The 13887-nt window shown below is 69.7% G+C and carries 14 protein-coding genes; 6 read left to right on the forward strand and 8 right to left on the reverse strand.

The window, feature by feature from the left end; genetic code table 11:
* The first annotated feature begins 74 nt into the window (after positions 1-74).
* Positions 75-935, forward strand: a complete 861-nt coding sequence (locus tag BKH28_RS06465) for an AraC family transcriptional regulator (protein WP_075418031.1) — start codon at positions 75-77, stop codon at positions 933-935.
* Between the two features lie 30 nt (positions 936-965).
* On the opposite strand, the gene BKH28_RS06470 is transcribed toward BKH28_RS06465, so the two are convergent.
* The gene (locus tag BKH28_RS06470) at positions 966-2705 is read right to left on the reverse strand and encodes a phospho-sugar mutase (protein ID WP_075418032.1); all 1740 of its coding nucleotides are present in this window, start codon (positions 2703-2705) and stop codon (positions 966-968) included.
* 299 nt (positions 2706-3004) lie between these two features.
* On the opposite strand from BKH28_RS06470, the gene BKH28_RS06475 reads away from it, so the two are divergent.
* Together BKH28_RS06475 and BKH28_RS06480 are read left to right on the forward strand one after the other, a co-directional pair.
* The gene (locus tag BKH28_RS06475; RefSeq protein ID WP_075418033.1) at positions 3005-3760 is read left to right on the forward strand and encodes a TIGR00730 family Rossman fold protein; all 756 of its coding nucleotides are present in this window, start codon (positions 3005-3007) and stop codon (positions 3758-3760) included.
* 105 nt (positions 3761-3865) lie between these two features.
* Positions 3866-4033: a DUF3117 domain-containing protein gene (locus BKH28_RS06480; protein ID WP_009396029.1), complete on the forward strand. Its 168-nt coding sequence runs from the start codon at positions 3866-3868 to the stop codon at positions 4031-4033.
* A gap of 147 nt (positions 4034-4180) precedes the next feature.
* Here BKH28_RS06480 and BKH28_RS06485 read toward each other — a convergent pair whose 3' ends face one another.
* Complete coding sequence (locus BKH28_RS06485; protein WP_009406302.1) at positions 4181-4816, reverse strand: O-methyltransferase; 636 nt, start codon at positions 4814-4816, stop codon at positions 4181-4183.
* A 159-nt stretch (positions 4817-4975) separates the two neighbouring features.
* On the opposite strand from BKH28_RS06485, the gene BKH28_RS06490 reads away from it, so the two are divergent.
* Positions 4976-5905 (forward strand): twin-arginine translocase TatA/TatE family subunit, encoded by a 930-nt coding sequence (locus BKH28_RS06490; protein WP_075418034.1) that lies wholly within the window; start codon positions 4976-4978, stop codon positions 5903-5905.
* Positions 5906-5993: 88 nt separating this feature from the next.
* Here BKH28_RS06490 and BKH28_RS06495 read toward each other — a convergent pair whose 3' ends face one another.
* From BKH28_RS06495 to BKH28_RS06505, 3 genes are all read right to left on the reverse strand, one after another.
* On the reverse strand, positions 5994-7136 hold the full coding sequence (locus BKH28_RS06495) for an Mrp/NBP35 family ATP-binding protein (RefSeq protein ID WP_075418035.1): 1143 nt from the start codon (positions 7134-7136) through the stop codon (positions 5994-5996).
* Positions 7137-7205: 69 nt separating this feature from the next.
* Complete coding sequence (locus tag BKH28_RS06500) at positions 7206-7778, reverse strand: DUF1003 domain-containing protein (RefSeq protein WP_075418036.1); 573 nt, start codon at positions 7776-7778, stop codon at positions 7206-7208.
* Positions 7771-9063 carry a magnesium transporter MgtE N-terminal domain-containing protein gene (locus BKH28_RS06505; protein WP_075418037.1) on the reverse strand — a complete coding sequence of 431 codons (1293 nt, stop codon included), beginning with the start codon at positions 9061-9063 and terminating at the stop codon, positions 7771-7773. The genes BKH28_RS06500 and BKH28_RS06505 overlap by 8 nt, the downstream gene beginning before the upstream one ends.
* 80 nt (positions 9064-9143) lie before the next feature.
* Here BKH28_RS06505 and BKH28_RS06510 point away from each other — a divergent pair, with 80 nt between their 5' ends.
* Positions 9144-9950, forward strand: coding sequence for a general stress protein (locus BKH28_RS06510; RefSeq protein ID WP_075418038.1), 807 nt, complete (start codon positions 9144-9146; stop codon positions 9948-9950).
* 29 nt (positions 9951-9979) lie between these two features.
* A complete protein-coding gene (locus BKH28_RS06515; protein ID WP_009395917.1) occupies positions 9980-10828 on the forward strand; it encodes a sugar phosphate isomerase/epimerase family protein in 849 nt (282 codons plus the stop codon).
* A gap of 8 nt (positions 10829-10836) precedes the next feature.
* On the opposite strand, the gene BKH28_RS06520 is transcribed toward BKH28_RS06515, so the two are convergent.
* From BKH28_RS06520 to BKH28_RS06530, 3 genes are read right to left on the reverse strand one after another with little or no spacing between them, the layout of a single operon-like run.
* A complete protein-coding gene (locus tag BKH28_RS06520; protein WP_075418039.1) occupies positions 10837-11799 on the reverse strand; it encodes a cation diffusion facilitator family transporter in 963 nt (320 codons plus the stop codon).
* The gene (locus BKH28_RS06525; protein WP_075418040.1) at positions 11796-12167 is read right to left on the reverse strand and encodes an ArsR/SmtB family transcription factor; all 372 of its coding nucleotides are present in this window, start codon (positions 12165-12167) and stop codon (positions 11796-11798) included. The genes BKH28_RS06520 and BKH28_RS06525 overlap by 4 nt, the downstream gene beginning before the upstream one ends.
* A 57-nt stretch (positions 12168-12224) precedes the next feature.
* The gene (locus BKH28_RS06530; RefSeq protein ID WP_075418041.1) at positions 12225-13838 is read right to left on the reverse strand and encodes an aminopeptidase P family protein; all 1614 of its coding nucleotides are present in this window, start codon (positions 13836-13838) and stop codon (positions 12225-12227) included.
* Between the last annotated feature and the right edge of the window lie 49 nt (positions 13839-13887).

Consider the following 13887-nt stretch of genomic DNA (forward strand, 5'->3'; position numbering starts at 1 on the left):
GCGTCATAGAAGAAAGGCGACAGCTGGAGGCCGCCGGCCCCGGCGAGGCACGGGTGCGTGCCACACTAGGAGCCATGTCAGCCGATCCGGACTGCGGTCCACGCCAGTCCCCGATCCGTCCGCAGGAGCGCACAGGGGTGCTGGCACCGGACAACCTCACCCGCTACGGCGCGCACTGGCTGGCACCCGATCCCACAGTGGCCGACGTCGTCGACCAGTACTGGTACGTCTCATGGAACCTGGGCGACCAGAGCGTGGACCAGCGGATCATCGACGCCCCGGCTGTGACCTTGACGGTGGAGGACGGCGACGTGCCCGCGCCCCTGGTGATCACCGGAGTCCAGACCCGCGCCTGGCACCGCACGATCCAGGGTCGTGGAAGGGTCTTCGCCATACGGCTGCGACCGGCGGGACTCGCCGTTCTCGGCGCGCTGTCGCCCCAGTGCCTGGCCAACACCGCGCTTCCCCTGACCGAGGAGCTCGACGCTGGACTGCACGCACTCATGCGCAGGGTCGCAGCCCACCCCACGCCCCAGGCCCGCGCCCAGGCCGCCGATGAGGCGATCCGGGCACGGCTGGCCGAGCACCGGCCCTCGGAGAGCGGTCTCCTGGCCAACAGGGTGGTTGATGAGCTGCGCTCCCGGCTTCACCGGCGCACTGGCGACTCCCTGCCTGCGGCTCTGCACGTCAGTGAGCGCACGATCCAGCGCTGCCTGCGCGCCACCCTGGGACGCGGACCGAGATGGGTGGGGCACCGCATCAGGCTCCAGGAGGTGGTTCTGGCACTCACGGTGCGTCCCGAGGTCGACCTGGCCACGATCGCCGCAGACCTCGGCTTCGCCGACCAGTCTCACCTGTCGGGCGCCTTCAGGGCCGCCTGCGGGCTGAGCCCCAGCGCCTATCGGCGCAGCCTTGAGACCCTCATCAACGGATGACGCGGCGGAGGCCGCGCCTGTGAGGCCCGCTCAGGCGGCGATCCCCAGGATGCCGCGCAGATCCTCCTTGATGGCCTCCAGGCGCTCAGCGGCCGCCTCCCGCACCTCGGCCACCGGAGTGTCATTCGTCGGCAGAATCACTTCGCAGTAGCACTTGAGCTTGGGCTCAGTCCCCGAGGGACGTACGACCACCCGATCATCCGAGGCCGTCACCCACACCAGTCCGTTCGTGGGGGGCAGGGTGCCGCCGTTGCCGTCCGAGATGCCGTCGAGCAGGTCCACCGTCTTGGTGACCGGGGAACCGGCGAGTTTGGCCGGCGCCCCGCCCGAGCGCAGACGCTCCATGGTGCTGGTGATGATGTCGAGGTCCTCGACCCGCATGCTCAACGGGCTCGTGGCGTGCAGCCCGTGCTCGCGTGCGAGCCGGTTGAGCAGATCCTGCAAGGTCCGGCCCTGCTGCTTGAGCACGGAGATCAGCACCGCCAACCTCACCGAGGCGGAGATACCGTCCTTGTCCCGCACCGCGGCAGGATCGACGCAGTACCCCAGCGCCTCCTCGTAACCGAAGACCAGCCCTGGCTCCCGACTGATCCACTTGAAGCCCGTCAGGGTACGGCGGAAGCCCAACCCGTGGGACTGGGCGATCCGGCGCAGCAGGCGGGAGGAGACCACGGAGCAGGCCAGGACCCCGTTGCCGGCAAAGGCGGCCAGCTCGGCGGCCTGCTCGCCCAGGAGGGCGCCGACCTCATCGCCTGTCAGTTGACGCCAGCCGCTGGGAGCATCCGCGTCCGGGATGGCGGCGGAGCATCGATCAGCATCAGGATCGTTGGCGATCACCAGGTCCGCCTCGACCTCCCGAGCCTTCTCCAGCGCCAGGTCCAGCGCCCCGGGCTCCTCCGGATTGGGGAAGGCGACCGTCGGGAAGTCCGGATCCGGCTCGAACTGCTCGGCCACCTCGACGACGTCGGTGAACCCGACTCGCGCGAGCACCTCACGGCAGGTGGCCCCGCCCACGCCGTGCATCGCCGTCAACACGATCCTCACCGGGGCGGGGGCCGTCATCCGAGCGGCCTGAGCGGCCCGATCGATGTACTCCTCCCGGATCTCCGGGTCGACCGTCTCCCAGCCCGACTGCGGGCGAGGTACGGACCCGACCGGGCCCACGGCGTCGATCGCCGCAGCGATCTGGCTGTCATAGGGGGGAACGATCTGGGCTCCCTGACCCGAGTCGGTCACGGCCCGCCCTCCCAAGTAGACCTTGTAGCCGTTGTCCTGCGGCGGGTTGTGCGAGGCCGTCACCATGACACCGGCGTCAGCCTCCAGACGTCGCAGCGCGAAGGCGAGCACCGGGGTGGGGCAATGCGACTCGAAGAGGATGGCCCGCCCACCTGCGCCGGTGACGACCGCGGCCGTATCGCGGGCGAACTGCTCGGAGTTGTGGCGGGCGTCGTAACCGATGACGACGCTGAAACCCTCACCGAGACGGGCCTTGAGATATGCGGACAGCCCCGCCGCGGCGCGGATGACGACGACCCGGTTCATCCGGTTGGGGCCACCGCCCAGGCGACCTCGCAACCCGGCCGTGCCGAAGGCGAGCGTGCCGCTGAATGCGTCGCTGAGGGCCCTGCGAGCCGCCTGGGCCTGCTCGCCCTGTGAGCGGGCGGCACTCAGGAGCTCAGTGAGCTCGGCGCGGGTGGCTGGATCCGGATCATCCTGGATCCATGCGTTCACGGCAGCGTCGTCGTACACGTCTTCAGGGCCTCGGGTCATATCTGCGACGGTACCGCGCTAAAACCGATGGAAACGCTCACAATGGCGCTCCTCACTGGTGTTTCCAAACACAAGGAGAATTCAGTCACGGAAGTGATGGACCGCACCTGAAATAAGATGTCTTAAATTAAAACAGCAAGACAATTCGAGGTTGTTTTGGGAGTTTTGAGATATGTGGTGAAGGTGAGAAAAGAGTGGGCGGTGAGGGCGGTCATCTGGGACCTTTATCCTGTATGTGTCCTCCGCTTCTGTGTGCCGGACACGTCGCCACCTCAGCCGGATTAAGGGATCATGGCCGCATGAGTACACGCGAGTCCTACCGCAAGGGACCAGTGGTGCTGCGCGGCACCCAGATTCCCACCCAGACCACCGACGCGCGACTGCTGAGCAGTGATGCCGACGCCGACTGGCTCCACGCCGACCCGTGGCGGGTCATGCGCATCCAGGCGGAGTTCGTCGAGGGTTTCGGGGCTCTGGCTGAACTGGGGCCGGCCATCAGCGTCTTCGGCTCGGCCCGCACCAAGCCCGAGGACCCCACCTACCGAGCGGCCATGGAGGTGGGGGCGGGGCTGGCCCGCGCCGGCTACGCTGTCATCACCGGAGGCGGACCGGGCATGATGGAGGCCGCCAACCGCGGGTGCCACGAGGCCGGTGGCACCTCGGTGGGCCTGGGCATCGAGCTGCCCCACGAGCAGGGCATGAACGAGTACGTCGACCTCGGGGTCAACTTCCGCTACTTCTTCGCCCGCAAGACCATGTTCGTCAAGTACTCCGACGGATTCGTCGTCATGCCCGGTGGAATGGGGACCCTCGACGAGCTCTTCGAGGCTCTCACCCTGGTCCAGACCCAGAAGATCTCCTCCTTCCCCATCGTCCTGGTGGACCGTGGCTACTGGGGCGGGCTGCTGGAGTGGCTGCGCACCACGATGATTGAGCGCGGCATGATCGCCGCCTCCGACCCTGATCTGCTTCACGTCGTCGACGACGCCGAGGCTGCTGTGGACTACGTGGTCAGTGCTGCTCGCCGGCTGCGCAATGGCCGGGCCGGGGCGTGAGTCGCGTCATGGCGTGAGCATCCTCGAACGTTGCACCTTGAATGTCGTAGAATATGACAGGTCGCGCGGCGATGTGCCCGCGCAGCACTGACGAAAGGTGAGCACATGGCTGCCATGAAGCCCCGGACCGGAGACGGCCCTCTTGAAGTCGTCAAGGAAGGCCGCGCCATCATCATGCGGGTCCCGCTTGAGGGTGGTGGTCGACTCGTTCTCGAGATCACGGCCGACGAGGTCAAGGCACTCGGAGAGGCCCTGGCCAACGCCAAGATCTGATCGATCCTGGCGCCCGGGGGACAGCCGGTACCACTCGGTCCTCGGTGTCGAGGAACCGGTGGCCGGTTCATCCAGCCTATGAGAGAGGGTCGGACCCAATAGGGGTCCGACCCTCTTCCTCGTTCCGCCCCGTTGGAGGGCGCCCTGTCAGGTCTGGCGCACGGAGACGAGCAGGCCGTCTCCGACGGGCAGCAGGGTTGTCAGCAGCGCACGTGAGGCGCGTAGCGCCTTGCCGAGCTCGCGGGCTGCCACGGTGGTGACGTCGCGGCGGGCCGGGTCGGCCACGTGGTCGTTCCACAGGGCGCGGGTGACGGCCAGGACCCCGCCGGGGCGCAGCATCCGCAGGGCGTTGGAGGCCAGGAGGATCGCCTCCTCCGGGGCGACGTCGAGCACCACCATGTCGTAGGAGCGGGCCGCCATCCTGGGCATGACGTCCGAGGCCCGTCCCTGGATGATACGAGTGCGCGAGGAGGGGTAGCCGGCTCCGTCGAAGGCACGGCGGGCCTCGCGCTGGAGCTCGGGCTCGACGTCGATCGTCGTGAGGACCCCGTCGGTGCCCATGCCGCCCAGCAGCCACAGGCCCGAGACGCCGGTGCCGGTGCCGACCTCGGCCACGGACTTGGCGCCCACTGAGGCGGCCAGCATCCGCAGCGCCGCTCCAGTCCCCGAGGACACCGGGGTGATGCCGAGCTCGAGCCCGCGTATGCGGGCCTGGGCGGTGGCCTCGTCCTCCGCGGTGAAGTCCTCCGTGTAGGACCAGCTCAGCGTCTTGTCCGCACTCACTGTGAGCCTTTCTTCTGCTGCGGGGCGCCAGGCGCACCCCTCGACCCACATTGTTCCAGGTGTTCGGCCCGATAGGCGGAAGGGCGCTCGCCCGGGTGAGTCCGCCGGTAGGCGAACCGACTCGGACCGGGCCGGTCGGGACTCCCTATACTGAGCGGCGTGTTCGGCATCAACGGATCTGAGTTCCTCGTCATCATCCTGGTGGCGGTGATCGTGGTGGGGCCGCAGCGCTTGCCCGAGTACACCCGCAAGCTCACGCAGATGGTGCGTCAGCTCAGGGTGTTCCTGGACAACGCGCGCAGCCAGATCGCCGAGGAGGTCGGCCCGGAGATGGCCGACCTGGACCTGTCCAGCCTCGACCCGCGCCAGTACGATCCCCGCAAGATCGTGCGCGACGCCCTGGGTGAGGACATCGACGCCATCCGCGAGGACCTCGCCCACCCCTTCCGCTCCGTCGGCTCGACCGCCAAGGAGATCTCCGACGACGCCGCCCAGGCCGTCAACGACGTGGTCAAGCAGGACCGGGCCAAGTCGCTGAGCAAGCAGATCGAGTCCAAGCGGGCCGAGCAGCTGACCGAGAACGACACCGAGGCCGCTGAGAACGCGGAGAGCTCCCAGAGCTCCGAGAGCACTCAGGACTCGGAGGGGGCTGAGCAGTCCGCAGGCTCCACTCCGCCGCGGGGAGTGCTCCAGCAGGCGGATGACACCGAGCCCGAGGCTCAGTCCGAGCCGGCTGAGTCGGTCGAGTCGGCTGATCCGACTGACGGGTCCGATGAGACCGAGCCTGAGAAGGCCGAGGAGACCAAGGATACTGAGCGATCTGAGGGTGCTGAGCAGTCCGAGGACAACGAGGATGCCGGTCAGGCGGAGTCCGCTGAGCCGTTGGCCAAGCCTGGGCCGGTGGAGGTCCCGACAAGCCTGGTCGAGCCGCAGACCGCTGCCTCCGGTGAGGATTCAGGGGATGCCTCCACGGCGGGCGATGACTCCCGTACCCGCGTGCGCCCTTTGTCCCCGCGTGACATCGTGCGCGCCGCCAACGCCGCCGCCCGCACCCGCGCCGAGGCCGCGCGCGTCGCCGTCGACTTCTGAACCTCTCGAGCCGGGCAGAAAGACCATCGGGCTATGCGAAGAATGCCGGTCCCGGTGAAAGTGCTGCGAGAGAGCCGGGCGGGGTGGCTCAGGCCGGGGTGACCCCCAGGCTCTTGCCTGCCAGGCCGCGGGAGCGGTGAGTCAGGCGCTGGGCCACGGCGGACAGCTCCAGGGCCGCGGGTGCGTCGGCGAACGGCTTGCCGTCGTCGGCCACGGTGGCCGGCAGGCCGGTGTCGGAGCCCTCGCGCAGTCGGATGTCCAGCGGCAGCTGGGCCAGCAGCGGCACCTCGTAGCCGAGGGTCTCGCTCAGGGAGGCGCTGACGATCTCGCCCCCGCCGGAGCCGAAGATCTCCAGGCGTGAGCCGTCGGGCTGGGGCATGTAGGACATGTTCTCGACGACGCCCACCACCTTCTGGTGCGTCTGGGTGGCGATGAGGCCGGTGCGCTCGGCCACCTCGGCGGCGGCCGTCTGCGGGGTGGTGACCACGAGGATCTCGGCGTTGGGCAGCAGCTGGGCCACGGAGATCGTCACGTCGCCGGTCCCGGGCGGCAGGTCCAGCAGCAGGACGTCCAGGTCGCCCCAGAACACGTCGGAGAGGAACTGCTGGACGGCGCGGTGCAGCATGGGACCGCGCCAGACGACCGGCTGCTTGTCCTCCACGAACATGCCGATGGAGATGACCTTCACCCCGTGGGCCACGGGCGGCACGATCATGCCGTCGAGCTGGGTGGGCACCCTGTCCACCCCCAGCATGCGGGGGATGGAGAAGCCGTAGATATCGGCGTCGACCACGCCCACGCTCAGGCCCTGGGCGGCCATGGCGGCCGCCAGGTTCGCGGTCACCGAGGACTTGCCGACCCCGCCCTTGCCAGAGGTCACGGCGTAGACCCGGGTGAGGTTGCCCGGCTGGGTGAAGGGAACCACGGGTTCGGCGGCCCCTCCGCGCAGGCGGCGCCGCAGCTCGGCCTTCTGCTCGTCGTTCATGACGCCCAGGCTCACCTGCACCTCGGTGACACCCTCGACGGTGCCGACCTCGCGCCGGGTGTCGGCGGTGATCGTGTCCTTCAGGGGGCACCCGGCCACGGTCAGGAGCACCTCGACGCTGACCACGCCGTCCTCGGCGATGTCAACGGAGGAGACCATTCCCAGGTCGGTGATGGGGCGGTGCAGCTCGGGGTCGATGACCCTGGCCAGCGCCTCCATGACGGCGTCATGAGTCGGTTGCGGCATGGCCCCATCCTAGGGGTGCCGTCGAGGGCCACGACAGGTGGCGAGTCCCACGTGGGGGCGGTGTGCCCTTCAGTGAGCGGTGCGCTGCTCAGAAGCGGTGCCGGGCTCCTCGTCGCCGCTGTCCTGGAACTCGGCGATCTCCTCACGGGTGAGGCGCTCCTCGGCGAGGATCTCGCTGAGCATGTCACGCAGTTCGCTGCGCACGAAGTCGCGGGTGGCGACGTCGTTCATGGCCAGACGCAGGGCGGCGATCTCGCGGGTGAGGAACTCGGTGTCCTCCAGGTTGCGCTGGGCGCGCTGGCGGTCCTGCTCGGCGGTGACGCGGTCGCGGTCGTCCTGCCGGTTCTGGGCCAGCATGATGAGAGGGGCCGAGTAGGAGGCCTGGGTGGAGAAGGCCAGGTTGAGCAGGATGAAGGGGTAGGAGTCCCAGGCCCGCTGCATCTTGGCCAGGATCAGGTTCGCCACGATCCACACAGCGACGAAGATCGACATGTAGAGCACGAACTTGGGCGAGCCCATGAAGCGTGCGGTCGCCTCGGCGAAGCGGCCGAAGCCGTCCGAGCGCGAGGCACGGGCCGGATGCGTCCTGCGCAGCCACCGCAGGCGACTGTCGGGCAAGGGCTGGTCGAGCTGGTCAGGCATTGGCGCCCCTCTCGATCATCTCGTCGGTGACGGCCTCGTCGGCCACGCGCCAGTCGTCGGGCATGAGGTGGTCCAGGACGTCGTCGACACTGACGGCGCCCAGCAGGCGTCCGGCGTCGTCGAGGACCGGCAGGGCCGTCAGGTTGTAGGTGGCCAGCAGGCGGGTGACGGTACCGATGGAGTCCTCGGGGCGCACGGAGTCGACGTCGGTGTCCACGATGGAGCCGACCATGCGCTGGGGGCGCTCGCGCAGCGCCCTCTGGAAGTGGATCATGCCCACGAACTTGCCGGTGGGGGACTCCAGGGGCGGGCGGCACACGAAGCCGATGGCGGCCAGGGCGGGAGGAACCTCGGCCTTGCGGGACTGGGCCAGGAAGGTCGCCACCGTCGACTCGGGGGGCAGGATGATCGGCTCGGTGGTCATCAGGCCGCCGGCGGTGTAGTCGTCGTAGGCCATGAGGCGGCGCACGTCCTCGGCCTCCTCGGGCTCCATGAGGCCCAGCAGCTCGGTGGCCTTGAGCTGGGGCAGATCGGCGACCAGGTCGGCGGCGTCATCGGGCTGCATGGCGTCCAGGACGTCGGCGGCGCGCCCTGCCTCCAGACGGGACAGGAGGGCGACGGCGTCCTCATTACCGAGCTCCTCCAGGACGTCGGCCAGGCGCTCGTCGGTCAGCTCGGCGGCCACGCGCATCTGGCTGTCCTGGGGCAGGTCGCGCATGACGTCGGCCAGGTCGGCGGGCTTGAGGTCCTCCAAGGTGGCCAGCAGCGCGGTGGCGCCCTGCTGGTCGGCGCTGGCGGCCAGGCCGCTGACCTCGTCGGGGCGCACCGTGAAGGTCTCCCCGCGGCGCAGGCCCAGCGGGCCCGAGGAGGCCCGCTGGACGAACAGGCGGGTCACCTTCCAGTCCATGCCGCGGTCGCGCTCGATGGCCACGTCCCGCACCGTGACGTTCCCCGAGCCGTCGCGCATGGTGACCACCCGGTCCAGCAGCTCGCCGACGACCAGGGTCTCCACGTGGCGCTGGGTGAAGCGGCGGATGTTCATCAGTCCCGTGGTGATAACGGCTCCGGGCTCGATCGCGGTGATCCGGGACAGAGGCAGGAAGACACGGCGCCGGCTGGAGACGTCGATGACGAAGCCAACGGCTCTGGGCTCCCCGCGCATCTGCAGCAGGACGACGACGTCATGGACCTTGCCCACCGCATCGCCCAAGGGGTCGAAGACGGAGGTGCCGATGAGGCGGGCCACAAAAACCCTGCTGGTCGTGCGCGTCCTGGTGTTCTCCACAAGCCAAGCCTATGCGCCTGAGGCGTGATTGCCTGCCGATGGGTCCGTACCGCGTGCCCGCGCGTGCGACGATAGCCCCCATGAACGCCAATCCGAGCCCGTTGTCCTCCCTGACCTCGTCCAGTGGTGGTGTCATGCCCCAGGGGGAGGAGGTGGCCTCCTTCGCGACCTACCCCGAGGCGCAGAGGGCGGTCGACGCTCTGTCGGACCAGGGCTTCCCGGTTCAGCACCTGGCGATCATCGGCACCGACCTGCGTCAGGTCGAACGCATCACCGGGCGTATGAGCTGGGGGCGCGCAGCGATGTCAGGAGCCATGAACGGCCTGTGGATCGGCATGTTCTTCGGCATCATCATGTCGGTGGCCAGCAGCAGCGGGCCCAGACTCAGCTTCTGGGCCTGTGTCCTGCTGGGGGTGCTGTGGGGCATCGTCTTCCAGCTCTTCAGCTACGCCCTGACCCGAGGGCGGCGCGACTTCACCTCCATCAGCCAGGTTGTGGCCTCACGCTACTCGATCATCGCCGCACGTGAGATCCACGAGGCCAGTCAGGCCCTGACTGATGTTCCGGGCAACCTCTCACGCGGAGGAGAGGCGCTGCGGCGCTCCCAGGAGCGTCGTCGGGCTCGGGAGGAGGCCTCCGGACCCACCGCCTTCGGCTCGCGTCCTGACGAGCAGCCCCGCTTCGGGGTGCGGCTGCCGCAGCCCGGCAGCAGCATCCCCGACCGGACCCCCACCACCCCGGCCGGCGCCTCCTCCGACGCCCCGACCGTCTCCGATGACTACGACCCGTTCCTGCGTTCCCCACGGCCGGTGGACCGGAAGGATCAGGGCGCGTCGGCGTCGTCGCAGGAGACCCGCGATGAGGCCGACTCCGGTGACGAGAACTGACCAGTGCTGAGGGACGAGGGAGTTCAGCGATGAGCATTCCGGTGGGGCTGTCGACCGCCTGCGTGGTTCCCGGCAGTGTTCCCGACACCTTCGCCATCGCCCAGGAGCTGGGCTACGACGGCGTCGAGATCATGGTCTGGAGCGAGAAGGCATCCCAGGACGCCATCCGGCTGGCGGCCCTGGTGGAGAAGTTCGACCAGCCGGTGCTGGCGGTCCACGCTCCCACGCTGCTGGTGACCCGCGGCGTCTTCGGCGTGGATCCGTGGGACAAGGTGGACCGCTCCATCGAGCTGGCGCACTACCTCGAGGCCCCCACGGTGGTGCTGCACCCGCCCTTCTTCTGGCAGACCCGTTACGCGCGCTCCTTCATCGCCGGGGTCGCGCAGCGCGAGGCGACCACGGGCATCCACCTGGCGGTGGAGAACATGTTCACCTGGCGGCCCCGCCACGCCCACTCCACGCGTGACTTCCAGGCGTACTCACCTACCTGGGACCCGGTGGGGCAGGGGTACAAGTCGGTGACGCTGGACATCTCCCACGCCGCCACCTCCGGCTCCGACGCCCTGGCCATGGCCCGTTCGCTGGGGCCCACGCTGCGTCACCTGCACCTGACCGACGGCGTGCCCGGGCCCCTGGACGACCACCTGCTGCCTGGGCAGGGCAACCAGGACTGCGCCGGGGTCCTCAAGCACCTGGTGGCCACCGGCTTCGAGGCCGGTGGGGGACAGGTCGTCGTTGAGGTGACCACCCGGTCCATGACGGCCGCCCAGCGCCTCGAGGGGCTCGCCAGCGCCCTGGCCTTCGCCCGGGAGCACCTCGAGGGCGGGGAGCCGGCTCACATCCCTGAGCCGACCCGGAAGCGCTACCGCCGTACCTGAGCCCCGGTCTAGCAGTAGGCGACCTCGTGCTCGAGGTGCGAGACGGGCTCGAGCTGGAGGGTCGCGTGCTGGATCTTGACCGGGAAGTGCTCGGCCACGCAGCCCTGGAGCCGGTCGAGGATCTCCTCGGTATGACCGTCACGCAGGCACTCGTCGCGGACGACGACGTGCGCGGTCAGCACCGGCATGCCCGAGGCGACGGTCCATGCGTGCAGGTCGTGGACCTCCTCGACATGGTCGATGCCGAGCATGTGCGAGCGCACCCGCGCCAGATCCAGCTCCCTGGGGGTGAAGTCCATGAGGACCCCCAGGGCCGAGCGCAGCAGCGTCACCGCCCGGGGCAGGATGAGGACGGCGATGAGGAGGGAGGCCACGGCGTCGGCCCGGGTCCAGCCGGTGCGGGCCACGACGGCGGCGGCGACGATGACGCCCACCGATCCCAGGGCGTCGTTGAGGACCTCCAGGAGGGCGGCCCTCATGTTGAGGTTCTCGCTCTGTCCGTCATGCCCCCGGCCGCCGGAGAGGACCAGCAGCGCGATGACGTTGGCGGCCAGGCCGATGACGCCCATGACGAGCATGCCGGAGGCCTCGACCTGCGGGGCAACCAGCAGGTTGTGGACCGCCTTGAAGGCCACGAAGACGCCGACGACGGCGAGCATGCCCGCCTGGAGCGCGGCCCCGATGACCTCTGCGCGGCGCATGCCCCAGGTCGAGCGGTCCGTGGCCGGACGCGTGGACAGGTGGGCGGCCGTCAGGGCCATTGCCAGACCGGCGACGTCGGTGAGCATGTGCCCGGCATCGGCCAGCAGCGCCAGTGAGCCGGTGAGAAGAGCGGTGACGATCTCGGCCACCAGAACCGTGGACGACAGGCACAGGGCGACCAGGAGCCGTCCGCGCGAGGCCCTGGCGCCGTGGTTGTGCGAGTGCCCGTGGGAATGGTCGCGGTGCTCGTGGCCGTCCGAGGTGCTCACAGGGGCTCCTTGCTCCGGCTCGCGGCGTCCGCGGAGATGGTGGCGGCCAGGGACTCGGCCGCGGAGAGGACCTGCTCAATGGCCTCGGGGTTCTCGATCCGGCTGACATTGGCCCGCCCGTGGGAGTGGCTGGAGATGAGGCCGGCGCTGCGCAGGATCGCCAGGTGCTGGGAGACGGTCGACTGGGCCAGGCCCAGGTGCTCGGTCAGCTCCACCACCCGGTGCTCGCCTCCGTGGAGGTGACGCAGGATCGCCAGACGTGTGGCGTCCCCCAGGACGTCGAGCAGGGAGGCCACAGTGGAGGCCTCGCGCACGGCGCCGTGGTCCTGGGAGCGGTCCTCGGGGAGCAGTCCATGTTTCATCGTCATGCGGCGATGCTATTCGCGGATAACGATGAGAGGCAAGGGAGGTGACCGAGCAGTCAGTCAGGCGATGAGCCCGCTCACCCAGGCCTCGACCTCCTCCACGGTGCGGGGCACGTCCTGAGTGAGGCGCTCCACGCTACCGTCCTCGCGCACGACGACGTCGTCCTCGATGCGCACGCCCGTGCCGCGCATCTCGGCGGGCACCAGCAGGTCGTCCTCACGGAAGTACAGTCCCGGCTCGATGGTGAAGCACATGCCGGGCCTGAGCTCGGCCTCCATGTACATCTCGCGGCGCGCCTGGGCGCAGTCATGGACATCCAGACCCAGGTGGTGGCTGGTGCCGTGAACCATCCAGCGCCGGTGGTACTGGCCCTCGGGGGCCAGGGAGTCGGCGGCGCTCACGCCCTCGGGCAGCATCCCCCACTCCTCCAGGCGGGCGGCGATCACCTCCATGGCGGCGGCGTGGACGTCCTTGAAGCGGCAGCCCGGCGTGCCCGCACGGGCGAAGGCGGCGTCGGCGGCGTCGAGAACCGCCTGGTAGATCCGGCGCTGAGCCTCGGTGAAGCGGCCATCGACCGGGATCGTGCGGGTGACGTCGGCGGTGTAGAGCGAGTCGACCTCGACACCGGCGTCGACCAGGACCAGCTGGCCGGGCTCGACGGCGCCGTCGTTGTTGATCCAGTGCAGGGTGTTGGCGTGGTTGCCGGCCGCGGCGATCGTGTCGTAGCCCAGGCCGTTGCCCTCCTCGCGGGCCTTGGCGCCGAAGGCCCCCTCCAGGACCCGCTCACCGCGCCAGTGGCCGCGGGCGCGGGGGATGGAGCGGATGAGGTCGTCGAAGCCGGCCTTGGTGGCGGCGACGGCGGCACGCAGCTGGTCGATCTCCCAGGGGTCCTTGACCAGGCGGAGCTCGCTGGCGGCCTCGGCCAGGCCGGCGTCGACCTCCGCTGCGGCCTCGCCGGTCTCCAGCCCGACCTGCTGGCGGGTGGTGGCCACCAGGGCGGTGACGGACTCATCGGCTTCGGCGACGACACGCAGCCGCACTGCGCCGGGACCGGCGTCCTTGGCCAGCGCATCGGGCAGGGAGTCGATGTGGGCGCAGCGCATGCCGGTGGACGACTCGACCTCCTCCAGGGAGGGGCGCACGCCCACCCACAGCTCGCCATAGCGGGGGTCGCCGTAGAACTCCTGGCTGGAGCGCGAGGCGCGGGGCCGGAAGTAGAGGACCGCCTCATGCGTCGGGGCGGCACCATCCGCGTTGTCCGAGCAGCCCGCGTCCTGGCCCTGAGAGGTGAGCGGGTCCAGGACGAGCACGGCGTCAGGCTCGAAGTCCGTGCCGGTTCCGGCCAGGTGGGCGAAGGCGCTGTGGGGCCTGAACCGGTAGTCGCAGTCGTTGTTGCGCACCTTGAGAGCACCCGCGGGCAGCACCAGACGCTCGCCGGGGAAGAGCCTTCCGAGGGCCTCACGCCGGGCCGCCGCCCACGGTGCCGCCTCGCTGCGGGCGGGCAGCCCCTCAGGTCGGGGGCCCCAGCCCGAGCCGATGAAGTCCCTGAAGGCCTGGTTGTCGGGCTGGCGGGAGCGGTTGGAGCCTCGCGCCGCCAAGGACTGGGGGGCCTCCTGCGAGGAGGCGGGGGCCTCGTCGGACGGGTGGGTGTCTGCGGGAGAAGTCGATGCCATAGGGGCATCATCCCACTGTTGAGCCCCTGTCGGTGCTGAGCGGCGGGGG

The organism is Actinomyces oris, from assembly GCF_001937665.1.
GTDB lineage: Bacteria > Actinomycetota > Actinomycetes > Actinomycetales > Actinomycetaceae > Actinomyces > Actinomyces stomatis.